The organism is Pantoea hericii (assembly GCF_014155795.1).
In the GTDB taxonomy this organism is placed as follows: domain Bacteria; phylum Pseudomonadota; class Gammaproteobacteria; order Enterobacterales; family Enterobacteriaceae; genus Pantoea; species Pantoea eucalypti.
Genome location: NZ_SCKV01000005.1, coordinates 89746 through 115321, shown reverse-complemented (window position 1 = coordinate 115321; position 25576 = coordinate 89746). Strand labels below are relative to the sequence as shown.

Annotated in this window: 18 protein-coding genes and 3 tRNA genes; 14 read left to right on the top strand and 7 right to left on the bottom strand. The window is 55.9% G+C overall.

The window, feature by feature from the left end; translation table 11 throughout:
- Positions 1–48 precede the first annotated feature (48 nt).
- The 3 genes from H7K52_RS12390 to mutH all read right to left on the bottom strand — a co-directional run bounded on the left by H7K52_RS12390 (position 49) and on the right by mutH (position 1873).
- Positions 49–267, bottom strand: a complete 219-nt coding sequence (locus H7K52_RS12390; protein WP_003853956.1) for a YgdI/YgdR family lipoprotein — start codon at positions 265–267, stop codon at positions 49–51.
- A 118-nt stretch (positions 268–385) separates the two neighbouring features.
- A complete protein-coding gene (locus H7K52_RS12385) occupies positions 386–1096 on the bottom strand; it encodes a TerC family protein (protein WP_003853954.1) in 711 nt (236 codons plus the stop codon).
- A 99-nt stretch (positions 1097–1195) separates the two neighbouring features.
- The gene (mutH, locus tag H7K52_RS12380) at positions 1196–1873 is read right to left on the bottom strand and encodes a DNA mismatch repair endonuclease MutH (RefSeq protein ID WP_078804927.1); all 678 of its coding nucleotides are present in this window, start codon (positions 1871–1873) and stop codon (positions 1196–1198) included.
- 684 nt (positions 1874–2557) lie between these two features.
- Here mutH and rppH point away from each other — a divergent pair.
- The 12 genes from rppH to recD all read left to right on the top strand — a co-directional run bounded on the left by rppH (position 2558) and on the right by recD (position 20881).
- Positions 2558–3085, top strand: coding sequence for an RNA pyrophosphohydrolase (gene rppH, locus H7K52_RS12375; RefSeq protein ID WP_003853952.1), 528 nt, complete (start codon positions 2558–2560; stop codon positions 3083–3085).
- Positions 3086–3097: 12 nt separating this feature from the next.
- Positions 3098–5344 carry a phosphoenolpyruvate--protein phosphotransferase gene (ptsP, locus tag H7K52_RS12370; RefSeq protein WP_003853951.1) on the top strand — a complete coding sequence of 749 codons (2247 nt, stop codon included), beginning with the start codon at positions 3098–3100 and terminating at the stop codon, positions 5342–5344.
- Between the two features lie 142 nt (positions 5345–5486).
- A complete protein-coding gene (lgt, locus tag H7K52_RS12365; protein WP_003853950.1) occupies positions 5487–6368 on the top strand; it encodes a prolipoprotein diacylglyceryl transferase in 882 nt (293 codons plus the stop codon).
- Positions 6365–7159 carry a thymidylate synthase gene (gene thyA, locus H7K52_RS12360; protein ID WP_008925655.1) on the top strand — a complete coding sequence of 265 codons (795 nt, stop codon included), beginning with the start codon at positions 6365–6367 and terminating at the stop codon, positions 7157–7159. The genes lgt and thyA overlap by 4 nt, the downstream gene beginning before the upstream one ends.
- 191 nt (positions 7160–7350) lie before the next feature.
- On the top strand, positions 7351–7821 hold the full coding sequence (locus H7K52_RS12355) for a prepilin-type N-terminal cleavage/methylation domain-containing protein (protein ID WP_182630097.1): 471 nt from the start codon (positions 7351–7353) through the stop codon (positions 7819–7821).
- A complete protein-coding gene (locus tag H7K52_RS12350; RefSeq protein WP_008925653.1) occupies positions 7812–8345 on the top strand; it encodes a prepilin peptidase-dependent protein in 534 nt (177 codons plus the stop codon). The genes H7K52_RS12355 and H7K52_RS12350 overlap by 10 nt, the downstream gene beginning before the upstream one ends.
- The gene (locus H7K52_RS12345; RefSeq protein ID WP_182630096.1) at positions 8342–8746 is read left to right on the top strand and encodes a DUF2509 family protein; all 405 of its coding nucleotides are present in this window, start codon (positions 8342–8344) and stop codon (positions 8744–8746) included. The genes H7K52_RS12350 and H7K52_RS12345 overlap by 4 nt, the downstream gene beginning before the upstream one ends.
- Positions 8697–9032: a prepilin-type N-terminal cleavage/methylation domain-containing protein gene (locus H7K52_RS12340; protein WP_105099873.1), complete on the top strand. Its 336-nt coding sequence runs from the start codon at positions 8697–8699 to the stop codon at positions 9030–9032. The genes H7K52_RS12345 and H7K52_RS12340 overlap by 50 nt, the downstream gene beginning before the upstream one ends.
- A 99-nt stretch (positions 9033–9131) precedes the next feature.
- The gene (recC, locus tag H7K52_RS12335; protein ID WP_182630095.1) at positions 9132–12509 is read left to right on the top strand and encodes an exodeoxyribonuclease V subunit gamma; all 3378 of its coding nucleotides are present in this window, start codon (positions 9132–9134) and stop codon (positions 12507–12509) included.
- A gap of 106 nt (positions 12510–12615) precedes the next feature.
- A complete protein-coding gene (ptrA, locus tag H7K52_RS12330) occupies positions 12616–15507 on the top strand; it encodes a pitrilysin (protein ID WP_008925650.1) in 2892 nt (963 codons plus the stop codon).
- On the top strand, positions 15504–19043 hold the full coding sequence (recB, locus tag H7K52_RS12325; protein ID WP_008925649.1) for an exodeoxyribonuclease V subunit beta: 3540 nt from the start codon (positions 15504–15506) through the stop codon (positions 19041–19043). Before ptrA ends, recB begins: the two co-directional genes overlap by 4 nt.
- Positions 19040–20881, top strand: coding sequence for an exodeoxyribonuclease V subunit alpha (recD, locus tag H7K52_RS12320; RefSeq protein ID WP_182630094.1), 1842 nt, complete (start codon positions 19040–19042; stop codon positions 20879–20881). The genes recB and recD overlap by 4 nt, the downstream gene beginning before the upstream one ends.
- 49 nt (positions 20882–20930) lie before the next feature.
- On the opposite strand, the gene argA is transcribed toward recD, so the two are convergent.
- Complete coding sequence (gene argA / locus H7K52_RS12315; RefSeq protein WP_003853937.1) at positions 20931–22259, bottom strand: amino-acid N-acetyltransferase; 1329 nt, start codon at positions 22257–22259, stop codon at positions 20931–20933.
- Positions 22260–22491: 232 nt separating this feature from the next.
- Here argA and amiC point away from each other — a divergent pair, with 232 nt between their 5' ends.
- Complete coding sequence (amiC, locus tag H7K52_RS12310; RefSeq protein WP_003853935.1) at positions 22492–23736, top strand: N-acetylmuramoyl-L-alanine amidase AmiC; 1245 nt, start codon at positions 22492–22494, stop codon at positions 23734–23736.
- A 111-nt stretch (positions 23737–23847) separates the two neighbouring features.
- On the opposite strand, the gene H7K52_RS12305 is transcribed toward amiC, so the two are convergent.
- From H7K52_RS12305 to H7K52_RS12295, 3 genes are all read right to left on the bottom strand, one after another.
- Positions 23848–23924 (bottom strand) — tRNA-Met (locus H7K52_RS12305).
- Positions 23925–23978: 54 nt separating this feature from the next.
- Positions 23979–24055 (bottom strand) — tRNA-Met (locus tag H7K52_RS12300).
- Positions 24056–24120: 65 nt separating this feature from the next.
- Positions 24121–24197, bottom strand: a tRNA-Met gene (locus tag H7K52_RS12295).
- 203 nt (positions 24198–24400) lie between these two features.
- Between H7K52_RS12295 and mltA the strand changes: the two genes are divergently transcribed.
- Positions 24401–25549 carry a murein transglycosylase A gene (gene mltA / locus H7K52_RS12290; RefSeq protein WP_003854646.1) on the top strand — a complete coding sequence of 383 codons (1149 nt, stop codon included), beginning with the start codon at positions 24401–24403 and terminating at the stop codon, positions 25547–25549.
- Positions 25550–25576: the final 27 nt, after the last annotated feature.

The window sequence follows — 25576 nt, the reverse complement described above, 5'->3', positions numbered from 1 at the left end:
AAATCGCCTGCCAGCGGGGAATTGATGGCAGGCGATTAAACAGGGCACTTAACGTTCAATGATTGTTGAAACCTCATCGCTGTTAATCTGCACCATGTGACCCGTCTGATCTGTGTACTCAACCAGACCGGTCTCTTTATCAATGCTTGGCTTACCTTCGGTCATAATCATACGACCATCTTTAGTCGCCATGACATAATCAGAACTGCATCCACTTAAGAATGCTGCGGTTACCATCACCAGTGCTACTCCTGCCAACCCTTTCATCACGCCTTATCCTCACAAATGGTCACGTGCAAACAGTGTAGTAATAAATGTTTTTGCCGGCAGGGTTAATCGCAGAAATCTGAAAGTAACCGGGCGAGCAGGCTCGCCCTTGACTTTATCAGGCGTGCTTTTTCTTACTGCGCATCAGGTTAAGACACTCAACCGCCATCGAGAAGAACATCGCGAAATAAATGTAACCTTTTGGTACATGGACCGCAAAACTCTCCAGAATCAGGGTAAAACCGACCAGAATCAGGAAGGAGAGGGCCAGCATTTTCACCGACGGATGGCGTTCAACAAACTCACCAATGGCGCGCGCGGCGAACATCATCATCAGCACCGCAATGACGACGGCTGCCATCATAATGAACAGATGATCGGAGAGGCCGATAGCGGTGATAACAGAGTCGAGACTGAAAATAATGTCGAGCATCATAATCTGTACAATCGCGCCGAGGAACGAATGAACGCGGGTGTTATGTTCGCCTTCACTGCCTTCGATCGTTTCATGGATCTCCATGCTCGATTTCCACAGCAGGAACAGTCCACCAAACAGCAGAATCAGATCGCGCGCTGAAAACGCATGATCCATCAGCGTAAACAGCGGATTAGTCAGACGGGCAACCCACGCAATAGAGGCCAGCAGGCCAAGACGCATCAGCATCGCGCCCATCAGACCAATGCGACGTGCGCTGGCTTGCTGGTGTTTTGGCAGTTTAGCGACCACCAGCGACAGGAAAATGATGTTATCAATACCCAGCACCACCTCAAGGATGGTCAGGGTGCCCAGCGCCAGCCAGGCGTTGGGATCAGAAATCCACTCAAACATACCGACATTCAATCCTAAACGAAAAGTAAACGGCGATTATACGCATTCAATTCACCGAACTCCCACAAAATTGCGATTGATCAGCGCGAGTGGCGCGATTCATAAGAGAAAATGCCGCGCCAGCAGTGGCCCGGTGAAGCTTTTTTTTAGGTAGAAGCCGCGCGGTAAGGTCATAATTGGCTGGCCCTGATCGCCAATACCTTCTGTCAGCGCCTTACTGTTGGCGGCTTTCGGGCGGATTTGCAACCAGGCGCCATGCCGTGCGGTAATCTGCTCAACGCGTCCCAGTACAATCATATCCATCAACTCTTCCCAGTCCTGACGCAGCATCTCATCTTCTTCTGCATCCGGGCTCCATAACAGCGGCGCGCCCACACGACGTTCCCGCAGCGGAATCTCACGCCCGCCTTCAACCGGAATCCACAACACCCGCGCCAGTTTATGGCGCACATGACTGGTGAGCCAGGTGACGCCGCTGTTGCCGGTCAGCGGGGCGACGCAGACAAAGGTGGTTTCCAGCGGTTTTCCCTGCGCATCAATCGGGATGGTTTTTAGTTCGATACCCAGATGGGCAAAGTCCTGTTCCGCTTTGCTGCCCGCGCTGGCACCAAGATGTAACTCCAGCAGCATGCCGACCCAGCCTTTATCACGTTTAAGATCCGCAGGCATGGGCAGCCCGGCGCGAGCGGCCAGCGTTTCCAGTGTTAATCCGGCTAAATCCTGCGCACGTGCCAGCAGGCTGGCTTCATCGTCAGGTGGTCCTGGCAGATAACTCATGTTGATAACTCGCAATGATTAAAATTTGTACAGTTGCGGGTGAGGAAATCCTTTCACTAAAATTCACCGCATCAGGGATCGATAATAACATGATAGATCGCACTTTTTTTAACGGATAACCCTTGCGCCATCATCAGGCAGGCATTGTTATCCCAGCTTACGCGCAACAATGAACAGGATCTCCATCCCGGTTATCCACAGAAAAATGGGATAACCCCCGTATTGGTGCGGTACTGGTTCCATTTACAGCCTTGACTTTTCTTTGTCTGAGCATAATTTCGCCGCTCTGACCTAACCCTGAGCGATTATCTGTGGATAAAAAAGGGTGTGGTTATCTTTTAATCAATTGTCAGTTGTCGCGAGAATATTGGCAGTTTATGAAAGTCTCAGGGAGAGCCGGAATGATTTATTTTCATTAATTATCATAAGGATGCGTTGTTGTCTCTTTTGAGTCATTCTGCGAGCAGTGAAAATGTTATTCAGTTAACTCCCGCGTTCTGCACAAAGCTATCCACAGAAAAAGTGAATAAGATCGATCTTTTTCACGCTGTTTGTTTATAACTTTGCCGTTTTCTGTGAGTTATCCCGCATTTGATGGTCTGATACCCCATGAATCCAGTGGTTTACCGCCTGTAAGGAGTGTGAAACAATCAGCCCATTCAAATTTTGCTTTGAGGTAGTCCGGTGATCGATGATGATGGCTACCGCCCGAATGTTGGTATCGTAATCTGTAACCGGCAGGGACAAGTGTTATGGGCCAGGCGCTTTGGACAGCACTCCTGGCAATTTCCTCAGGGAGGCATCAATCCCGGTGAAACCGCAGAACAGGCGATGTATCGCGAACTGTTCGAAGAAGTCGGATTGCATCGGAAAGATGTTCGAATACTTGCCTCTACCCGCAACTGGTTACGTTACAAGTTGCCAAAACGTTTGGTGCGTTGGGACACAAAGCCGGTATGTATCGGCCAGAAACAAAAGTGGTTTCTTCTGCAGTTAATGTGTAATGACGCGGATATCAATGTGCAGCGCAGCAGCACGCCTGAATTTGATGGCTGGCGCTGGGTCAGCTTCTGGTATCCGGTGCGTCAGGTTGTCTCCTTCAAGCGCGATGTTTATCGTCGGGTGATGAAGGAATTCGCTGGCGTGGTGATGTCTATGCAGGAGAGTGCGGGGCAGCGAAATAATCCTGCCCATCGTCGTAAGAGAGGATAGGCCACGCCCTTTATGCTCACTCAGTTGCGTGAAATTGTAGAAAAAGTGGCGAGTGCGCCGCGTCTCAATGAAGCACTCGACATCCTGGTCAATGAGATCTGTCTGGCGATGGATACGGAAGTCTGTTCCGTTTACCTCGCCGACCAGGACCGTCGCTGCTATTACCTGATGGCGACGCGCGGACTCAAAAAACCGCGTGGCCGCACCGTAACGCTGGCTTTCGACGAGGGTATCGTCGGTTTAGTGGGCCGTCTGGCCGAACCGATTAACCTTGCTGACGCCCAAAGCCATCCCAGCTTCAAATATATCCCCGCAGTGAAAGAGGAGCGCTATCGCTCCTTCCTCGGTGTGCCTGTTATCAGCCGCCGCCAGCTCCTTGGCGTGCTGGTGGTGCAGCAGCGCGAACACCGTCAGTTTGATGAAAGCGAAGAGTCATTTCTGGTCACGCTGGCTACGCAGATGGCGGCTTTGCTGTCGCAATCTCAAATGGGCCAACTGTTTGGCCAGTTCCGACAGACCCGGGTGCGTGCGATTGCGGCAGCGCCTGGCGTGGCGGTAGCACCAGGCTGGGTCGATGAGACGCAGCCACTGCTTGATCAGGTCTCAGCCGCCTCAACGCTGGATGTTCATCGTGAACGTGAGCGTCTGTCGCTCGCCATGAGCGAAGCAACCAATGAATTTCGCCGTTTCAGCAAACGTTTCAGCGCCAGCGCACAAAAAGAGAGCGCGGCCATTTTCGATCTCTACTCTCACCTGTTAACCGATGCCCGTCTGAAGAAAGATCTGTTCGATGAGATCGAGCGCGGATCGGTCGCGGAATGGGCGGTGAAACAGGTGATCGAGAAGTTTGCTGAACAGTTCGCCAGCCTGACTGACAACTACCTGCGTGAACGTGCAGGCGATCTGCGGGTGCTGGGCCAGCGCCTGCTGTTCCACCTCGATGACACCCTGGTCGGCACCAATGCCTGGCCGGAACGCTTTGTGCTGGTGGCCGATGAGCTGACCGCCACGACCTTAGCTGAGCTGCCGCAGGAGCGGCTGGCGGGCGTAGTGGTGCGTGACGGTGCAGCCAACTCCCATGCGGCGATCCTGACCCGCGCGATGGGGATCCCGACAGTCATGGGCGCTGACATCCAGCCTCATCAGCTCAACAAACGCCTGCTGATCGTCGACGGTTATCGCGGTGAGCTGCTGATCGATCCTGAGCCAGTGCTGGTCCAGGAGTATCAGCGGCTGATCAGCGAAGAGAACGCGCTGAGCAAAATGGCGGAAGGCGTGGTCGATCAGCCGGGTGAGCTGAAAAGTGGCGAGCGCGTGCAGGTGATGCTCAACGCTGGCTTAAGCCCGGAACATGAGCAGACGGTGGGCGACTGGGTGGATGGCATCGGTCTCTACCGCACCGAAATCCCGTTTATGCTGCAGAATGGCTTCCCGTCGGAAGAGGAGCAGGTGGCTCAGTATCAGGGTATGTTGCAGCTGTTTCGCAACAAGCCAGTGACGCTGCGAACGCTGGATGTGGGTGCCGATAAACAGCTGCCTTACATGCCGATCAGTGAAGAGAACCCCTGCCTGGGCTGGCGCGGCATTCGCCTGACGCTGGATCAGCCGGAAATCTTCCTGGTGCAGGTACGCGCAATGCTGCGCGCCAACGCCGCCTCGGGCAACCTCAGTATTCTGCTGCCGATGATCAGTCATATCGACGAAATCGATGATGCAAAAGAGCTGATCGATCGCGCCGGTCGCGAAGTGGAAGAGATGCTGGGCTTCCCGATTCCCAGACCGCGTATCGGGATCATGATCGAAGTGCCGTCGATGCTGTTTATGATCCCGCATCTGGCGTCACGCGTCGATTTTGTCTCGGTCGGCACCAACGACCTGACGCAGTATCTGCTGGCGGTGGACCGCAATAACACCCGTGTTGCAAACCTTTATGACTCGCTGCATCCGGCGATGCTGCGCGCGCTGAATGCGATTGCACAGGAAGCCCGCCTGGCCAATCTGGAATTGTGCCTGTGTGGTGAAATGGCGGGCGATCCGATGTGTGTCGCACTGCTGGTTGGCCTGGGGTATCACCATCTCAGCATGAACGGTAAAAACGTACCGCGCGTTAAATACCTGCTGCGCCATCTGGATCACGAAGAAGCGCAGAAGCTCAGCGAGCAGGGGATGAAGGCCGACACCGCCACGGAAGTGCGCCATCTGGTCTCGGCCTTTATGGAGCGGCGTGGATTAGGCGGGCTGATTCGCGGTGGTCGTTAGTACCACACCGGCTCAGGCTTTGCGCGTTATCCGCCTTTACATTTGCAAGACAATTCAGAAAACCGGCTGTGCTATTATGCGCAGCCTTAATTTATGTGCCTGACAACGCCCCTTTTCAGGGTTGAAAAATAGACGGTGAATGATGAATAACGGCTATATTGCATTTCCGCAGTTCGATCCAGTGATCTTCTCGCTCGGACCGGTTTCGCTTCACTGGTACGGTCTGATGTATCTGGTGGGCTTTGTTTTCGCCATGTGGCTGGCTGTACGTCGTGCCAATCAGCCTGGCAGCGGCTGGAAAAAAGAGGAAGTTGAGAATCTGCTTTATGCAGGTTTCCTGGGTGTATTCCTGGGCGGACGTATCGGCTATGTGCTTTTCTACAACTTACCGCTGTTTCTGGAAAATCCACTCTATCTGTTTAAAGTCTGGGATGGCGGCATGTCGTTCCACGGTGGCCTGATCGGGGTGATTGTGGTGATGCTGGTCTTTGCCCGCCGTACCAAACGACATTTCTTCCAGGTTGCTGATTTCATTGCGCCGCTGATCCCGTTTGGTCTGGGTGCTGGTCGTCTCGGTAACTTCATTAACGGCGAGCTCTGGGGCCGTGTCGATCCGGGCTTCCGTTACGCTATGCTGTTCCCGGGCTCCCGCAGCGAAGATGTCGCGCTGGCCGCCACCAATCCACAATATCAGGCGCTGCTCAACACCTATGGCGTACTGCCGCGTCATCCTTCCCAGCTCTATGAACTGGCGCTGGAAGGCGTGGTGCTGTTCATCATCCTGAACCTGTTTATCCGTAAGCCACGCCCGATGGGTAGCGTCTCTGGCCTGTTCCTGATTGGTTACGGCGCTTTCCGTATTATCGTTGAGTTCTTCCGCCAGCCGGATGCCCAGCTTGGCCTGTTTGAAGGCGGAATCAGTATGGGACAGATCCTCTCTGTGCCAATGATTGTTGCCGGTATTATTATGATGATCTGGGCGTATCGTCGTCGCCCGCAGCCACAATTTCGCGAGGAAAAATGAAACAGTATCTGGATTTAATGCAACATGTGCTGCACGAAGGCACACCAAAAGCTGACCGTACCGGCACCGGTACGCTTTCAATTTTTGGCCACCAGATGCGTTTCAATCTGCAGGATGGTTTTCCGCTGGTCACCACCAAAAAATGCCATATCCGCTCCATTATTCATGAGCTGCTGTGGTTTCTGAAAGGTGACACCAACATCGCTTATCTCAGGGAAAACAAGGTCTCAATCTGGGATGAGTGGGCGGATGAGAACGGCGATCTCGGCCCGGTCTATGGTAAGCAGTGGCGTAGCTGGGGAACAGCCAGCGGTCAGGAAATTGACCAGTTAAGTCAGGTGATGGAGCAGCTAAAGCGCGATCCTGACTCTCGCCGGATTATCGTGTCAGCCTGGAACGTCGGTGAACTCAGTGAGATGGCGCTGGCTCCCTGCCACGCGTTCTTCCAGTTCTACGTGGCGGACGGCAAGCTCTCCTGCCAGCTTTATCAGCGCTCGTGCGATATCTTCCTGGGCCTGCCGTTTAACATTGCCAGCTATGCGCTGCTGGTGCATATGGTGGCGCAGCAGTGCGATCTGCAGGTGGGCGATTTCGTCTGGACCGGCGGTGATACGCACCTCTACAGCAACCATCTGGAACAGGCGCGTCTGCAGCTGACTCGTGAGCCACGTCCGCTGCCAAAACTTGTTATCAAACGCAAACCGGCATCACTGTTTGATTATCAGTTCGACGATTTCGAGATTGAAGGCTACGATCCCCATCCTGCGATCAAAGCCCCTGTCGCTGTCTGATTTGCGATAGATAGAAAATAACGCCCTGGCAACCTCGCCGGGGCTTTTTTTTGCCTGCAAACCGGCAAATCTGCGGCACCGCTCGTTCTTTTTTGCCACTGTCTGCTGATGGGGCATATTCTCTGCAATGCGCTTTCCAGTCTGCTACAACACGCCTTGTTTCACCTTTTCATACCCCGCACTCTGCAGTGATGAAAACAGCATACTTACGTGGTTTTACTCTGCCGGAACTGCTGCTGGTGATGGTCATTGCTGGCATGCTGAGTCTTGCCGCAATCAATGGCTGGCAGCGCTGGCAACAGCGGCAGGCGCTACTTGACAGCGCTCAGCAACTGCAGGGATTTCTGCTACGGCTGCGCGCCCAGGCCAACCGGCAGAATAGCGACCTGGTGCTATGGTCACAGCCTGGCGAGCCCTGGTGTATCGGTGCCGGAAGCCGCCCTGTGACGGGTTGCGGTCACGGGAAACGGCTGCATTTCATCGCGCCGCACCCGGATGTTGTGTTCTATGGCATCCGGGGTGAACCGGGTTTCTATGGCCGCCGCAATGTCGCCAGAGCGGGCAGCATTGAACTGGGAAATCGCGCCGGACGCATACGTCTGATTATCTCAGCCAGAGCCCGTATTCGCCTCTGCATGATCGATGAGGAAACATGCCGTTGAAAATCGCAGGATTCAGCCTGCTGGAGATGCTGATCGCCATGGCAATCAGCGCCGTCATCATGCTCAGCGTTGGCCGTTTTCTGCCATTGCTGCTGGCAGAGAACGCGGGTGTGCTGCAACGGGCACAGCTGCGTCAGGAGTTACAGCAGATGATGGCAACGCTGGAAAAGTCGGTGCGGCGTGCGGGTTATTGTCACGGTGAATGTGCCAGGGAGGTACTGAAAATCAGTGAAAATTGCCTGCTGCTGCGCTGGGATGAAAACAGCAACGGTCAATGGGAAGGGGTGAGCCATGCAGAAAGTGACTATTACGGTTATCGCCTGCGACAACAGCAGCTTGAGATGCAGCGTGGTGTTGATCAGTGTCAGTCAGCAGGCTGGGAGCGGCTCTCCGATCCCGCGTTTATGACGGTGGAGCAGTTCAGCGTGAGCCAGCAGGGCAGGCAGGTCAGGATAGTGTTGCAGGGTCGGGCTGGTCGCTGGCTTGAAACCGTGGAGAGCTGGATTGAGGGAGAGAACCTGTGAAGCAGCGAGGCAGCAGCGCCATGGGCATGGTGTTAATGATTATGGTCATCGGGAGTTTTACGCTGCACGCCAGCCGAAAGATGTCAGAGCAGGGAATGCGACTGCTGGCCGATGAGCAGCAGTTTGTGCAGGATTTCTGGCGGGCGCAGTCGGCGCTGCAATGGGGTTTATCCCTGAGCTGGCCAGCCAGTGAGGCGGCCCGCTGTCAGCAGGATGATCGCCAGGGCTGGCGCAGCTGTTTACAACGAGGAGAAAAGGATGAAGGTCTGCTTAAAGGTGAGGCAAGCGGCAGTGGCATGGCGGTCTGGCATTGGGTCCGGCTACGGGGCAATCAGATTACCGCGTTGCCGCATGGCTGGATCGACTATTGCCCGCTCACGCCTCCGGCAGCCTGTTTGTAAGCGCGATGGATTCAGCCTGCCGGAAGTGTTGTTTGCTCTGCTGTTAATGGCATTAAGCAGCAGCACCCTGTTTCACTATCATCGCGCACTGGCAGTGGGATTCAGCCAGCAATGGTATCAGCGTGAGGCATGGCGGGTTGCTGAGCAACGTCTGGCAGGGCATGAAGTGGCAGGCTGGAAATCCACGCTGCAAGAGCAGAGCAGTCCCTCAGGCTGCACTCTGGAGCGGGCTGACGTAACGGGGCCTTATCAGCGTAGTGCCAGCCTGACACGCCTGCGTTGTTAAACGTCGCGGGTCGCCCTTTTGATGGGTTTCAACGGCGATACGCGGTAAAGTGAGTGCCGCAATACCGCAGTCATGTTCTGAGTTATCACAGGAGTTTTCATGTTTCACGTTTATCACTCAAATCAGCTTGATGTTCTGAAAATTCTGGCGGCTGCGGTGATTAAACATGATCCTCTTGATGATCCTTTCGCCTCAGAAATGGTGCTGGTGCAGAGCCCGGGGATGGCGCAGTGGCTGCAAATGGAGCTGGCGCAAACCTTTGGTATTGCGGCCAATATCGAATTCCCGCTGCCTGCCAGTTTTATCTGGGAGATGTTCGTCCGCGTTCTGCCTGATGTTCCGGTTGAAAGTGCCTTCAGTAAGGCCAGCATGGGCTGGAAGCTGATGCACCGGCTGCCGGTGATGCTGGAGCAGGAAGAGTTCACCTCTTTACGCCACTATCTCCATGACGACGGGGATAAGCGAAAGCTGTTTCAGCTCAGCGCCCGCGTAGCCGATCTGTTCGACCAGTATCTGGTCTATCGCGCCGACTGGCTCAATAGCTGGGAGCGTGGCGAAACCATTGAGGGGCTGGGCGAGGCGCAGCGCTGGCAGGCCGCACTGTGGCGCGATCTGGTGAGTTATACCCAGGCGCTGGGGCAGCCTGAATGGCACCGTGCCAACCTCTATTCACGATTTATCCAGACGCTTGAGCAGGCGAAAAGCACGCCGGAAAATCTGCCCAAACGCGTCTTCATCTGTGGCATCTCTGCGCTGCCGCCGGTTTACCTGCAGGCGTTGCAGGCGCTGGGACGGCACATCGACATCCATCTGCTGTTCACCAATCCCTGCCGCGATTACTGGGGCGACATTCAGGACTATGCGTTTCTGGCAAAACTGCAAAGCCGTCAGCGCCGGCGTCATGGTGCTGATGAATCTCGCGGACTCTTCCGGGATGCAGAGCAGGCACCCGCGCTGTTTAACGACGCGGGTGAACAGCAGCTGACCAATCCGTTGCTCGCCTCATGGGGCAAGCTGGGGCGCGATAACCTGTTTCTGCTCAGTCAGATGGACTCTAACGACGATATCGATGCGTTTGTGGATGTCGAGCCAGACAACCTGCTGCACTGCATGCAGCACGATCTTCTCAATCTGCAGGATAACGCCGTTATCGGCTTGAATGCGGCGGAACTGGCGCACAGCGATCAGAAGCGCTGCCTGGATCCGGCGGATCGCTCAATTGCGGTGCAGGTCTGTCACAGCGCCCAGCGTGAAGTTGAAGTATTGCAGGATCATCTGCTGGCGATGATGGAGGCCGATCCGACGCTGAAAGCGCGTGACATCATCGTCATGGTGGCGGATATCGACGCCTACGCCCCGTTTATTCAGGCTGTGTTCGCCAACGCACCTGCCGATCGCTATCTGCCGTTTGCCATTTCAGATCGCCGTGCCAGTCAGGCGCATCCGGCCATTGTCGCGTTTCTTCATCTGCTGGCACTGCCGGACAGCCGTTTTGTCTCAGAGGATGTACTGGCGCTACTGGATGTTCCGGCGCTGGCCTCCCACTTCGCCATTGATGAAAGCGGCCTGCGCTTACTGCGGCGCTGGGTCAGCGAATCGGGTGTGCGCTGGGGGCTGGATGATGCCAGTGTTGAAGCCCTGTCTCTTCCTGTCACCGGGCAGCACACCTGGCGTTTTGGCCTGCAGCGTATGCTGCTGGGCTATGCGATGGAGAGCCACAATGGAGACTGGGAGGGGATTCTGCCTTATGACGAGTCGGGTGGTCTGGCAGGCGAACTGGCGGGCCATCTCGCAGAGCTGCTCTCCCGGCTTAATCACTGGCGACAGCGGCTGGCTGAACCGCGGCCACTGGCGGCCTGGCTGCCCCTGTGCCGGGAACTGCTGAACGCCTTTTTCAGCCCCGATGCAGAAACCGAGGCCGCCTTGCAGCTGGTGGAAGAGCAGTGGCAGCAATTGATTGAATATGGCATGGATGCACGGTTTGAAGAGGCGATTCCGGTGGCGCTGTTGCGCGATGATCTGCGTAGCCGGCTTGATCAGCAACGCATCAGCCAGCGATTCCTGGCAGGACAGATTAACTTCTGTACCCTGATGCCGATGCGCTCCATCCCTTTTCAACTGGTCTGTTTGCTGGGCATGAATGACGGCGTCTATCCGCGCACCCTGGCGCCATTAGGCTTTGATCTGATGCAGCAACAGTCCCGCAAAGGCGATCGCAGTCGCCGCGATGATGACCGCTACCTCTTCCTGGAAGCGATGATTTCGGCACAGCGGCAGCTCTATATCAGCTACATCGGCCGGGCGATTCAGGATAATACGGAACGCTACCCTTCGGTGCTGGTCACAGAATTACTGGAGTACATCGGACAGAGTTTTTATCTGGACGGTGATGGGCACCTTGAGCTGGATGAGAGTGCTGAACGGGTGCGGATGCATTTGCAGCACCTGCACAGCCGGATGCCCTTTGCTGCGGAGAACTTTAAGCCGGCGGCCAGACTGCAGAGTTTCGCGCGTGAATGGCTGCCTGCCGCGCAGGGGATGGGGCAGCCCCAGCCCGATTTTGTTCAGCCACTTGAGGCGCCGGTAACGGATGCGCTGACACTGGAGGCACTTCTGCGCTTCTGGCGGCATCCGGTGCGTGCCTGGTTTCATCAGCGGCTTGGCGTGAGCTTCTGGCTGGAGGAGGACGAACTGCCCGACAGCGAGCCGTTTTCGCTCGACAACCTGGAACGTTATCAGATCAACGCACAATTGCTGAATGCTCTGGTCGAAGGCGAGGATACGCAGCGGCTCTATACATACCATCGTGCGGCCGGCAATCTGCCTTATGGCGCCTTCGGTGAGCTGTTCTGGCAGGCGCAGCGTGATGAGATGCAGGAAGTGGCGGCAGAAGTCGTGACGCAACGCAGCGACGGCGAGAGCTGGGAAGTGAATCTGCAACTTGAGCAGGTCAGCTTAACCGGCTGGCTGACACAGGTGCAGGGTGATGGATTACTGCGCTGGCGACCTGGCGTGCTCAATATGAACGACGGACTGCTGCTCTGGCTGGAGCACCTGGTTTACTGCGCGCTGGGAGGCACAGGCAGCAGCCGGATGTTTGGCCGGCAGCAAAGCCGCTGGTGTTTCCTTGCCGTATCGCAACAAGAGGCGATCGCTGCCCTGAATGAGTATGTCGCTGGCTATCTTGCCGGTATGCGTCAGCCGCTGATGCTGCTTAACAGGAGCGGCGGCGCATGGCTCACCGCCAGCTACGACAAAAAAAGTCAGCAGTTGCTGACTGATGAGGCGACTCAGCTCAAGGCGCGCAATCGCCTGCTGACGGCCTGGTCTGGCAACTATCAGGTTGAGGGTGAAGGCAGCGATCCCTATCTGCAACGTCTTTGCCGGGTACTGGATGTGCCCCAATTACAACAGATAACTGAGGCGGCACAGCGCTGGTATTTACCGGTGCTGGCTGCACATCAGGATGATGAATAGCCATCAGAAAGCGTTTTGCTAACTGATTCATTACACAGCAATTTTGCTCTGCTTTGAGCCGCCGTGTCCGATATTGGCGGCTTATCGGGAAATGAAAGGGGTTTACATGCGGGTACACGCACGCTGGATAGCGGCGCTAATGTTAAGCCTGGTGGCTTGCACGGCACAGGCGCAGACATCTTCAGGCTGGCAGCCAGTTAACGACACCATTCACAAAAGTGAACAGGATCCTCGTCATTATCAGGCTATCCGGCTGGACAACGGGATGACGGTATTACTGGTTTCCGATCCTGTGGCGCCGAAATCGCTGGCGGCGCTGACGCTGCCGATAGGATCGCTGGACGATCCCGATCAGCAGGCGGGGCTGGCGCACTACCTTGAGCATATGGTGCTGATGGGCTCAAAACATTATCCGCAACCCGACAATCTGGCTGAATTCCTGAAAAAGCATGGCGGCAGCCACAACGCCAGCACGGCCTCTTACCGCACCGCTTTTTATCTGGAAGTGGAAAACGATTCGCTGGAGCCTGCGGTGGATCGCCTGGCGGATGCCGTGGCCGAGCCGCTGCTGGATCCGGTTAATGCCGACCGTGAGCGCCATGCTGTGAATGCGGAGCTGACCATGGCCCGCTCGCGTGATGGCCTGCGTATGGCACAGGTCGGTGCTGAAACCCTGAACCCGGCACATCCGGCATCACGTTTCTCGGGCGGCAATCTTGAAACCCTGAAAGATAAACCCGGCAGCAAACTGCACCAGGCGCTGCTCGATTTTTACCATACTCATTACTCCGCCAACCTGATGAAGGCGGTGATCTACAGCAATAAACCGCTGCCGGAAATGGCGTCAATTGCAGCTAAAACCTTTGGGCGGGTACAAAATCATAATGCCAGCGTGCCAGACATTACGGTGCCGGTGGTGACCGATGCCCAGCAGGGCGTCATTATTCATTACGTTCCTGCACAGCCGCGCAAGCAGCTTAAAATTGAGTTCCGCATTGCCAACAACAGCGATCGCTTCCGCAGTAAAACCGACACGCTGATTAGCTACTTAATCAGTAATCGCAGTAAAAACACGCTCACCGACTGGCTGCAAAAACAGGGACTGGCCGATGGAGTGAATGCAGGCGCGGACCCAATGACCGAGCGTAATAGCGGCGTGTTTGCTATTACCGTCTCACTCACGGATAAAGGCCTGGCACAGCGTGATGACGTGGTGGCGGCGATCTTCAGCTATATCAACCTGCTGCGTCAGCAGGGCGATGATAAGCGTTATTTCGACGAAGTTTCACACGTGCTGGCACTCGACTTCCGCTACCCCTCTATTACCCGCGATATGGATTATATTGAATGGCTGGTTGATACCATGCTGCGCGTACCGGTGGAAGATACGCTGGATGCACCTTATCTGGCGGATCAGTACGATGCCGCGGCGATCAAATCCCGGCTTGAAGAGATGACCCCGCAGCATGCGCGAATCTGGTACATCAGTCCGCAGGAGCCGCACAATAAAACCGCCTATTTTGTGGAAGCGCCTTATCAGGTTGAGAAGATCACGCCACAAACGTTTGCCGACTGGCAGCAGCGCGCCAGTCAGATTTCGCTGGCGATGCCGGTGCTGAACCCCTATATCCCGGATGACTTCACCCTGTTGCCATCAGACGGTAAAACGTATCAGCATCCGGTGAAGCTGGATAACGAAGACGGTATGCGTATTTACTGGATGCCCAGCCGCTATTATGCCAGCGAGCCCAAAGCGGCCATAACCCTCGCGTTACGTAACCGGCATGCGATCAGTGACGCCCGCCAGCAGGTGCTGTTTGGCCTCAATGACTACCTCTCAAGTCTGGCACTGGACACGTTAAACTCACAGGCCTCGGTGGGCGGCATCAGCTTCTCAACCGGTGAGGATGACGGGCTGGTGTTTAGCGCCAGTGGCTTTACTCAGCGCCTGCCCACGCTGCTGAAGAAACTGGTAGAGGGCTATGCCACCTTCCAGCCGACAGAACAGCAGCTGGCGCAGGCTAAATCCTGGTATCTGGAGCGGCTGGACGCGGCGGAGAAAGGCAAGGCGTTTGAACAGGCGATTCAGCCGATGCAGTTGCTCTCACAGTTGCCTTATACCCAGCGCGAAACCCGTCGCAAGCTGGTGAGCACGCTCACACTGAAGGATGTAACGACCTATCGCGACTCGCTGTTCCGCGACGCGACCCCGGAGATGCTGGTGGTGGGTAATCTCAGTGCGGAGAGTGTGAAGCAACTGGGACATGAGCTTAAACAGCAGGTGCAGAGTAATGCGACCCGCGACTGGCACAGCCAGTATGTGGCCATTAAAAAACCGATGAAAGCCAACCTGCAACAGCAGGGCAGCAGCACTGACTCCGCCCTTGCCGCGCTCTATGTTCCACTGGGATACAGCGAATATCAGAGCATGGCGCACAGTTCTATGCTGAGTCAGATTGTGCAGCCCTGGTTCTACAATCAGTTGCGCACCAAAGAGCAGCTCGGTTATGCCGTCTTTGCCTTCCAGATGCCAGTGGGCCGTCAGTGGGGCATCGGTTTCCTGCTGCAGAGTAATAGCAAGCAACCGGGCTGGCTATTGCAGCGCTATCAGGCCTTCTATCCGCAGGCAGAAAAGCGTCTTCGCAGCATGAGTCAGGCAGACTTTGTTCAGTATCAGCAGGCGATGATCAATGATTTGCAGCAGCGTCCTCAGACGCTCTTTGAGGAAGCGGACCGTTATAGCCGCGACTTTGATCGACAGAATGATCTGTTTAACACCCGGCAAAAAATGGCCGAGCAGGTGGCGCGGTTAACCCCGGCCAGCCTGGCTGACTTTTTCCGGCAGGCGGTGATCGAACACAAGGGCATGGTGATGACGTCACAGATTGCCGGCACCGGCAACGGCAAGGTTGAATTTGCCCGCCAGCCTGGCTGGAAAACCTGGAAAGAACTGGCGAAACTGCAGCAGTCGCTGCCGGTTAAGAGTGAGACCCAATGACGCAGTTACCGCCCGTATCGCTGAATCCCTTAACGCTGCCGCTCAGAGGCGAGCGGCTGATTGAGGCATCAGCAGGCACCGGAAAAACCTTTACCATTGGTCTGCTCTATCTGCGCCTGCTGCTGGGGCTGGGCGGCGAAAACGCGTATAGCCGGCCACTCTCGGTAGAAGAAATTTTAGTGGTGACCTTCACCGAGGCCGCGACGGCGGAGTTACGCGGCCGCATCCGCGAAAATATTCATCAGCTGCGGCTGGCCTGTATTCGCGGCGAAAGCCGCAATCCGATGCACCAGTTGCTGCTGGCGCAGATGCCCGATCTGAGTCAGGCCGCTGCGCAGCTGCTGGCGGCCGAACGCCAGATGGATGAAGCCGCCATCTTCACCATTCACGGCTTCTGTCAGCGAATGCTGAATCTCAACGCGTTTGAATCGGGCATGCTATTCGAGCAGGAGTTGATAGAAGATGAACAGGCACTGCTCAAGCAGTCCACTGCCGATTTCTGGCGGCGTCAGTGCTATCCACTCAGTCTGGATGTGGCACGGATTATCGCCGCAGAGTGGAGCGGACCCGACAGCCTGCTGACGACACTGCGCCCCTGGCTACAGGGTGAGTCGCCAGTGCTCAAACGGCCGCCCGCTGCCGATGAGGATCTGGCGTCACGTCACGCCCGCAATCTGGCGCGCATCAACGCCATGAAGCAGCAGTGGCAGGCGCTGAGCGCCGATGTTGAAGGGATGATCAGCGCATCTGGCGTTGATAAGCGTAGCTATAGCAGTAAACACCTGCCCAACTGGGTCGCCCGCGTCACGCAGTGGGCCAGCAGCGAAACGCGTGATTATCAGTTGCCTAAAGAGCTGGAGCGTTTTGGACAGCAGGTGCTTGATGAGAAAACGAAAAAGGGTGAAGCACCGCGCCATTCGCTGTTTGAGGCTGTTGATCAGTTTCTGGCAGAACCGCTGTCGCTGCGGGATGTGATCATTGCGCAGGCGCTGACCGATGTACGAGCCACAGTTCAGCGCGAGAAACGGTTACGTGCGCTGTTAGGTTTCGATGACCTGCTCAGTAAGCTGGATGAAGCGTTGCAGCAGCCGGGCGGCGTGTTGCTGGCTGAAACTATCCGGGCGCGTTTCCCGGTGGCACTGATTGATGAATTTCAGGATACCGATCCACAGCAGTATCGCATCTTCCGTACGCTCTACATTAATCAGCCAGAACAGGCGCTGTTTCTGATCGGTGACCCCAAGCAGGCCATCTATGCGTTTCGCGGTGCGGATATTTTTACCTACTTGCGGGCCAGAAACGAAGTCAGTGCTCACTACACACTTGATACTAACTGGCGTTCTTCACCTGAGATGGTCGAGAGCGTCAATCGCCTCTTTTCTCAGATCGATTCGCCTTTTCTGTTTTCGGCGATCCCCTTTCAGCCGGTAATGCCCGCTGCGCCCAACCAGTCACTGAAGCTGATTTTTGACGAGCAGCAGCAACCGGCGTTACGGTTCTGGCTGCAGCCCGGTGAGGGCGTCGGCAACAGCGATTACCAGCAGTTTATGGCGCAACAGTGTGCGGCAGATATCAGCCGCTGGCTGGTGGCCGGACAGCAGGGACGTGCCTGCCTGGGCAAAGGCGACGCGCTACAGCCAGTGCGGGCTTCTGATATTACCGTGCTGGTGCGCAGTCGCAATGAGGCCGGTTTGATCCGCGACGCGCTGAATGCGTTGTCAATTCCCTCGGTCTATCTCTCCAGCCGGGACAGCGTTTACACCACGCCGGAAGCGCGCGAATTACTCTGGTTACTTCAGGCGATTCAGGCTCCTGAACAGGAACGGCTGCTGCGTAGCGCACTGGCCACCTCTATTTTTGCTATTGATGCCGCGACGCTGGATGCGCTGACGCAGAATGAACGCGAGTGGGATGCGCTGGTGGAGCAGTTTGCCGTCTGGCAGCAGTTGTGGCACCAGCGCGGCGTGTTACCGATGCTGCGTGATGTCATGATCAAGCGGCAGCTGGCGGAAAATATGCTGGCCTCGGAGAACGGGGAACGTCGCCTGACGGACCTGATGCATCTGGGTGAACTGCTGCAGGAAGCCTCAGTACAGCTGGAGAGTCCTCACGCTCTGGTGCGTTTTCTGGCGCAGCAGATTGCCCGACCAAACAGCCAGGCCGCCAGCCAGCAGCTGCGTCTGGAAAGCGACCGCCATCTGGTGCAAATCGTCACCATCCACAAATCGAAAGGGCTGCAGTATCCCCTGGTATGGCTGCCGTTTGCTGCCGGATTCCGCGAGGCGGCCAGCGCGCTTTATCACGATCGTGACAACTTCATGGCGCTGCTTGATGTGCAGGGCGATGCACAGAGTCTGGCGTTAGCCGAAGAGGAGCGTCTGGCGGAAGATTTGCGTCTGCTCTATGTGGCGCTGACCCGCTCGATCTATCACTGCAGCGTCGGCATTGCACCGCTGATTAAAGGCACGCGAAAAAAAGAGGGCGAAAGCGATCTGCACAAAAGCGCGCTCGGGTATCTGGTGCAGCAGGGTGAGGCGGCGGATGCGCAGCAGCTCAGCCAGAAACTGAATGCGCTAACCGGTGAGGGGATTGCGCTGGTTGAAGCCGATCTGATGCCGGGAGAAAGGTGGCAGGACGCTGAGCAGGGCGATGAGGTATTGAGCAGTCGCGACGTGACCCGCGCACTGGCGGATGCCTGGCGGGTCACCAGCTATTCCGGCCTGCAACAGCATCACAGCTCGTCACTTCTTGATGCATTGCCAAACTTCGATATTGATGCGGCGGGCGAGGACGAGAGTGGTGAAGAGGCTGCATTGACACCGCACCATTTTCCGCGCGGTGCGGCGCCGGGCACCTTCCTGCACGGTTTGTTTGAGTCGATCGACTTTACCGAACTGCCGGATCGCGTCTGGCTGGAGGATCAGCTGCAGCATAATGGCTATCCGTCAGACTGGTTACCGGTCCTGGAACAGTGGATTGAGCGGGTATTGCATACGCCGCTTAACGCGGAAGGGCTGACGCTATCGGCAATTAAAAGCAGCGAACGACTGATCGAAATGGAGTTCTATTTGCCGATCAACAATCTGCTGACGGCGGCCGATCTTGACGATCTGCTGCGCCAGCACGACAGCCTCTCTCTGCAGGCCGCCCCGCTGGATTTTCGTCAGGTGCGCGGCATGCTCAAGGGGTTTATCGATCTGGTTTTCCGCTGGCAGGGAAAATATTATCTGCTCGATTACAAATCGAACTGGCTGGGCGATAGCCATGCCGCTTACACACCCGAGGCGATGGCGCAGGCCATGATCGGCCACCGTTATGATCTGCAGTATCAGCTCTATACGCTGGCGCTGCATCGCTATCTGCAACATCGCCTGCCGGACTACCACTATGAGCAACATTTTGGCGGCGTCTTTTATCTGTTTTTACGCGGGATGGACGGCAGCTCGCCGGACAACGGCATTTTTGCCACCCGACCTGGCGAAGCCTTTGTGGAAGCGATCGATGCACTGTTTGGTGAAACCGGAGAGGTGTTATGAGTGACATGCTGAGTCTGCTGCAGCAGGCAGTAGAGAAGCGTCTCCTGCGCCCGCTCGATATTCAGTTTGCACAACTCGTGGTGCCGGAATCACAGCCTGCGCGGCTGCTCGCTGCCGCCTGCGTCAGCGCTGAGGCAGGTGAAGGGCACGTCTGTTTTCCGCTGAGCAATCTCTGTGAGGCGCACCTGTTTGCCGGACGTCAGCCTGCGCTGGCCCAGGCGATCTGGCAGGCTGCTGGCGCGCCGGATGACTGGTTATCACACTTCGCTGACTGGCCGGCGGTGAGTGATGGAAGCCGGGTGACGCCACTGGTTCTAAGCAACCAGCGTTTATATCTGCATCGGCTTTGGCAAAGCGAAGGTCGCGTTGTCGATTTTTTTGCTGCCCAGGAAGTGAAAACCGCGTTTGATATCCGTGCCGCAGGAGATGTCCTTAACAGCCTGTTTGACGACCAGCCAGAGAACTGGCAGAAAATTGCTGCAGCAGTGGCGCTGACCCGCAAAACAGCAGTCATTTCCGGCGGGCCAGGCACAGGCAAAACCACCACCGTAGCGAAACTGCTCGCCGCCCTGATTCGCCTGAATCCGGGCGCGCTGCGCATCCAGCTGGCGGCACCGACGGGCAAAGCTGCCGCGCGGCTGACCGAGTCACTGGGCAGGGCACTGCAGGATCTGGCCGTCAGCGACGAAGAACGGCAGCGTTTTCCTGCCGAAGCCACTACGCTGCATCGCCTGCTGGGCGCTCAGCCGGATACCCAGCGGCTACGCTACCATGCCGGTAATCCGCTGCATCTGGATGTGCTGGTTGTCGATGAAGCGTCGATGGTCGATCTCTCAATGATGGCAAAACTGATCGCCGCGCTGCCTGCCCATGCCCGCGTGGTGTTTCTGGGCGATCGCGATCAGCTGGCCTCTGTTGAAGCCGGTGCGGTGCTGGGCGATATCTGCCGCTGCACGGAAAGCGGCTACAGCCTGGCGCGGGCAGAACAGCTCGCCCTGCTGACCGGCTGCACGTTACAGGGCAGTGATGATGCGCAGGCACCGGCAGTGCGCGACAGCATCTGCCTGCTGCAAAAGAGTTATCGGTTTGACGCCGCATCCGGCATCGGCCAGCTGGCAAAAGCGATTAATCAGGGTGATGCCGACCAGGTCAGAGCGGTGTTTGCAGCGGCCCATAAAGATGTCAGTTACCAGCCGCTGAACAGCGCGGAAGCGTATCAGGGGATGCTGGACGAAGTCGCACAGGGCTACCAGCCCTTCCTGCAGCTCATCAGGCAGCACGCACCACCCGCTGAGATCATAACCGCTTTTGGTCGTTATCAGCTGTTGTGCGCGTTACGTGACGGACCCTTTGGCGTTCAGGGTCTGAACCAGCGTATTGAGCAGCGACTGATGCAACTGCAGCGCATCCGGCGTCCTGGAATGGGTAGCCGCTGGTATGAAGGTCGTCCGGTGATGATTACCCGAAACGACAGCGCACTCGGCCTGTTTAATGGCGATATCGGCATTACGCTGCGGGATGAAGAGGGCAACCTGAAAGTCTTTTTCCCGCTACCCGATGGGTCGATCAAGGCAATTCAGCCGAGCCGGTTGCCTTCACATGAAACCGCCTGGGTGATGACGGTGCACAAATCGCAGGGGTCGGAGTTTGATCACACCGCGCTTGTGATGCCCACGCAGTTGCTGCCGGTTCTGACCCGTGAACTGGTCTATACCGCGATTACCCGTGCGCGTAAACAACTGACTATTTACAGTGAACCTGGCGTGTTTCAGCGTGCCGTGCAGCAGCAAACGCAGCGGCGCAGCGGTCTGGTAGAGCGACTGGCGGAAACGCGCTGAGAAGAGAGGGACAGATCACGATGTGGGTGATTGTCCCTTCTGCGGTGAATCAGGTGAGGTCGGCCATCAGCACTTTTGAACGGCGCTGATAGTTATACATCTCTTTTTTACTTTCGGGCAGTGACTCAATATCAACCGGCGTAAAGCCGCGCTCCTGGAACCAGTGGATACTGCGCGTGGTCAACACAAACAGCTTTTCCAGTCCCATCTGCTTTGCCTGCAACGCCACGCGCTGCAACAGCATCTCTCCGCGTGAGGAGCTGCGATAATCAGGATGAACCGCCACACAGGCCATCTCGCCAATCTTCTCATCCATAAACGGATAGAGTGCGGCACAGGCGATGGTCAGATTGTCGCGCTGAATAATCGTGAACTTATCGATCTCCATTTCCAGCTGCTCGCGAGAGCGACGTACCAGAATGCCCTGTTGCTCCAGCGGCCGGATCAGTTCGAGGATGCCGCCGATATCGTTGATATTGGCGCGGCGGATCTGCTCTGCCGACTCCATAACGATCTGCGTGCCGATACCGTCGCGTGAGAAGAGTTCCTGCAACAGTGCGCCATCTTCCTGATAGCTGATTAAATGGCTGCGGCGCACACCACTTCGGCAGGCTTTCACCGCGCCACGCAGAAAGCGAACAGTGCCGGAAAGATAATCGCCTTCCTTTTCAATCTCGTCGATACGGGCCTGCGCGTCATTCGGGAACAGCTCAGAGATAATTTCACCTTCGCTATTCAGGACGCCTTGCTCAGAGCAGAAGCCGATCATTTTTTCCGCTTTCAGCTTAATCGCCAGCTGCGTGGCCACTTCTTCCGAGGTGAGGTTGAAGCTCTCGCCCGTAACAGACACCGCCACCGGGCCCATCAGCACAATGGCATCGTTATCCAGCTGGCGATGAATCGCCTCTTCATCGATACGACGGATACGCCCGCTATGGCAGTAATCCACGCCATCATCCACGCCCAGCGGCTGTGAAATAATGAAGTTGCCGCTGACCACATTGATATGTGCGCCCTGCAGCGGGGTGTTGTTGAGACTCATAGAGAGGCGGGCAGTGATATCCAGCTGCAGCCGGCCGGCGGCCTGTTTGACCAGCTCCAGCGATTGCGCGTCGGTCACCCGGGTAAATTTATGATAAACCGGCTCCAGCTGCTGCTGCGCCAGGCTGGCATCAATCTGCGGTCGGGCACCATAAACCACCACCAGGCGGATGCCCAGGCTGTGCAGCAGGCCGATGTCATTAACGATGCCAGAGAAGTTCTCATGCTCAATCGCTTCGCCACCCAGCATGATGACAAAGGTTTTACCCCGGTGGGCATTGATATAGGGAACGGTATGGCGAAAACCCTGAACCAGTTCGGTACTACGTTCCTTCACGGCCAACCCTCAGTGAATGTTTATTCGTATTTTTTGTATTTTTATGCTTTTACGCCCGGTTTTGCAAGTCTTAATCCTGACGAAAATTTACGTTTTTATGGGTGTCAAAGCCGCTAACAGCCTGCATTATTTAGGGTTTCCGGGGTGACATCATGCTACGGATTGGATAAAGTTTTCGCCGCCATTTTATTAACTGGCGCTTTTTTAGACATAACACAGCAGCTGGAGCGGCATGTCAGACGTTAATTCCCATTTTTCACGCAGACGATTTTTACAGGGGACGGGCGCCTTACTGCTGTTAAGCGTCAGCCGCACAGGACTGGCGGCAAAAAACCACATTGTGGCGGTGCGTATCTGGCCCTCATCCACTTACTCGCGGATGACGCTGGAGTCAAACGTCGCGCTGAAATACAAGCAGTTTGCGCTGAGCAATCCCGAACGGCTCGTAATAGATATTCAGGGCCTGCATCTCAATTCGGCCCTGAAAGGGGTGGATAAGCAGGTACGGGTCGACGATCCTTTTATTAAAAATGCCCGGGTCGGCCAGTTCGACAGCAATACAGTGCGCGTCGTTCTGGAGTTAAAGCGCAACGTTGCGCCAAAGATTTTTAACCTTTCGCCGGTCGCCGGGATCAATCACCGGCTGGTGGTCGACCTCTATCCGAGTCAGAACCCGATAGAAGATGATCCTCTTCTGGCCCTGCTGAAAGACTATAACCAGGGTGATCTGGAGAAAGATGAAGGCGTGCAGGCACCCTTGCCAGGTAAAGCGGGGCGCGATCGTCCGATCATTATCATGATCGATCCCGGTCACGGCGGGGAAGATCCGGGTGCGCACGGCAAATATAAGACCCGCGAGAAGGATATTGTGCTGAAGATTGGACGGCGGCTCAAAGCGCTGATCGACAAAGAGTCCAATATGAAAGCCTATATGACGCGTAATGAAGATGTCTTTATTCCGCTGCGCGTCAGGGTTGCGAAAGCCCGTAAACAGCGCGCTGATCTTTTTGTCTCGATCCATGCGGATGCCTTTACCAGCCGTGCAGCTCGCGGCTCGTCAGTGTTTGCCTTATCAACCAGCGGTGCGACCTCGGCGGCAGCCCGTTTCCTGGCGCAGACCCAGAATGAATCCGATCTGATTGGTGGCGTCAGCAAAAGCGGCGACCGCTATCTTGATCACACCATGTTCGATATGGTGCAGCGCCAGACGATTCATGACAGCCTGAAGTTTGGTAAAGAGGTGCTGCATCGCATGGGGCGCATCAATCATCTGCACAAACGTACCGTGGATCAGGCTGGGTTTGCGGTGCTGAAAGCCCCGGATATCCCGTCTATTCTGGTCGAGACCGCGTTTATCAGTAATGTGGAAGAGGAGCGTAAGTTGCGAACCACCCGCTATCAGCATCAGGTTGCGGAGGCGATTCTGGACGGCATTAAGGCTTATGTGAAGAGTGGGGCGGCGCTGGCCCATCGGTAACGGTTTGCGGGTAGTTACGGCTATCCGTGCACTTTTCAGGGCAGGAGAGAGACTAACGAGGTTTCAGGAACGTCAGAAACAAAAAAACACCCTTTCAGGTGTTTAAATGATTGGTTGCGGGGGCCGGATTTGAACCGACGACCTTCGGGTTATGAGCCCGACGAGCTACCAGGCTGCTCCACCCCGCGTCCGTATCATACTTTTTTCACATTGTGACTTCTGTAAAACAACTGCAGAAGTATTGGTTGCGGGGGCCGGATTTGAACCGACGACCTTCGGGTTATGAGCCCGACGAGCTACCAGGCTGCTCCACCCCGCGTCCGTATTGCTTCTATTACTTTTACTTCTCACACTGTGACTTCTGTAAACCTGCTGCAGAAGTATTGGTTGCGGGGGCCGGATTTGAACCGACGACCTTCGGGTTATGAGCCCGACGAGCTACCAGGCTGCTCCACCCCGCGTCCGTGGAAGCGCACTATACTCTCCGCGCTAATTCATGCAACCCCTTTTTGAAGATAAAAGCCAAATTAACAGCCAGTTGCTGAAGGATTCAACCATCTGATTAATTATTGAACTGATATGCACCAGGTCAAAGCGGATGCATTTCATTCTGTCGGGGGCTTTGCTATCGTCGCGGGGCGAACAGTTATAAAAAGAGAAGATAATGAAATCACATTGGGTGAAGTATGCACTCACCGGCGCGTTAATTACGCTGCTGGCGGCCTGTAGCTCTAAACCGACCGATCGCGGTCAGCAATATAAAGATGGCAAACTGGAACAGCCGCTGGCGCTGGTAAATCAGCCCAATGCCAAAGGTGCGCCAGTTAATGGCAAAGACTTTGGCGATCAGGTGCGCCAGATTCAGTCCGCCTCATCTGCCCTTTATAGTCGTCAGAACGGCACCTATAGTGCAATTGAAAGCTGGCTGATGGCGGGAGCCGATACCCGACAGCTTCGTCAGTATGGCCTGAACGCGTGGCAGATGGAGGGCACGGACAACTACGGTAACGTGCAGTTCACGGGTTACTACACGCCGGTCGTGGAAGCGCGCTACACCCGTCAGGGTGAGTTCCAGTATCCGATCTACCGCATGCCGCCGCGCAAACGCGGAGAAAAATTACCGAGCCGCGCTTCTATCTATAGTGGCGGACTCGATGACCGCTATGTCATTGCCTACAGCAACTCGCTGATTGATAACTTCATGATGGATGTGCAGGGCAGTGGTTATGTCGACTTTGGCGATGGCCGCCCGATGACCTTCTTCGGTTACGCCGGTAAAAATGGCTGGGGCTACCACAGTATTGGTAAAGAGCTGATCGATCGCGGCGAAGTGAAACGCGAAGATATGTCGATGCAGGCCATTCGCCAGTGGGCGCAGGAGCACTCACCGCAGGAAGTTCGCGCACTGCTGGAAACCAACCCATCGTTTGTCTTCTTTAAAGCTGAACCGTTTACGCCGGTGCGTGGAGCCAGCGCCGTTCCGCTGGTAGCAAAAGCCTCGGTTGCCTCTGACCGCTCAATTATTCCGGCGGGCACCGTACTGCTGGCTGAAGTGCCGCAGTTAAATGAGAAGGGCAAATTCAACGGCAAATATGAGATGCGCCTGATGGTCGCACTCGACGTGGGTGGCGCGATTAAAGGCCAGCACTTTGATATCTATCAGGGTATCGGCCCGGACGCTGCGCATCTCGCCGGCTTCTATAATCACTATGGCCGCGTCTGGGTACTCAAAGCTGCACCGGGTGCCGGACAGCCGCTGTTCTCCGGCACGCAAAACGGTAATAATGGTTCACTGCTTCTCGGCGCTAACTAATTTCTTCTCTGCGGGCCTTCGGGCCCG

What these genes read in the sequence shown, in the direction of transcription:
- H7K52_RS12390 (WP_003853956.1), bottom strand. Translation starts at nt 267, where the DNA reads ATGAAAGGGTTGGCAGGAGTAGCACTGGTGATGGTAACCGCAGCATTC.
- H7K52_RS12385 (WP_003853954.1), bottom strand. Translation starts at nt 1,096, where the DNA reads ATGTTTGAGTGGATTTCTGATCCCAACGCCTGGCTGGCGCTGGGCACC.
- mutH (WP_078804927.1), bottom strand. Translation starts at nt 1,873, where the DNA reads ATGAGTTATCTGCCAGGACCACCTGACGATGAAGCCAGCCTGCTGGCA.
- ptsP (WP_003853951.1), top strand. Translation starts at nt 3,098, where the DNA reads ATGCTCACTCAGTTGCGTGAAATTGTAGAAAAAGTGGCGAGTGCGCCG.
- lgt (WP_003853950.1), top strand. Translation starts at nt 5,487, where the DNA reads ATGAATAACGGCTATATTGCATTTCCGCAGTTCGATCCAGTGATCTTC.
- thyA (WP_008925655.1), top strand. Translation starts at nt 6,365, where the DNA reads ATGAAACAGTATCTGGATTTAATGCAACATGTGCTGCACGAAGGCACA.
- H7K52_RS12355 (WP_182630097.1), top strand. Translation starts at nt 7,351, where the DNA reads ATGAAAACAGCATACTTACGTGGTTTTACTCTGCCGGAACTGCTGCTG.
- H7K52_RS12350 (WP_008925653.1), top strand. Translation starts at nt 7,812, where the DNA reads ATGCCGTTGAAAATCGCAGGATTCAGCCTGCTGGAGATGCTGATCGCC.
- H7K52_RS12340 (WP_105099873.1), top strand. Translation starts at nt 8,697, where the DNA reads ATGGCTGGATCGACTATTGCCCGCTCACGCCTCCGGCAGCCTGTTTGT.
- recC (WP_182630095.1), top strand. Translation starts at nt 9,132, where the DNA reads ATGTTTCACGTTTATCACTCAAATCAGCTTGATGTTCTGAAAATTCTG.
- ptrA (WP_008925650.1), top strand. Translation starts at nt 12,616, where the DNA reads ATGCGGGTACACGCACGCTGGATAGCGGCGCTAATGTTAAGCCTGGTG.
- recB (WP_008925649.1), top strand. Translation starts at nt 15,504, where the DNA reads ATGACGCAGTTACCGCCCGTATCGCTGAATCCCTTAACGCTGCCGCTC.
- recD (WP_182630094.1), top strand. Translation starts at nt 19,040, where the DNA reads ATGAGTGACATGCTGAGTCTGCTGCAGCAGGCAGTAGAGAAGCGTCTC.
- amiC (WP_003853935.1), top strand. Translation starts at nt 22,492, where the DNA reads ATGTCAGACGTTAATTCCCATTTTTCACGCAGACGATTTTTACAGGGG.
- mltA (WP_003854646.1), top strand. Translation starts at nt 24,401, where the DNA reads ATGAAATCACATTGGGTGAAGTATGCACTCACCGGCGCGTTAATTACG.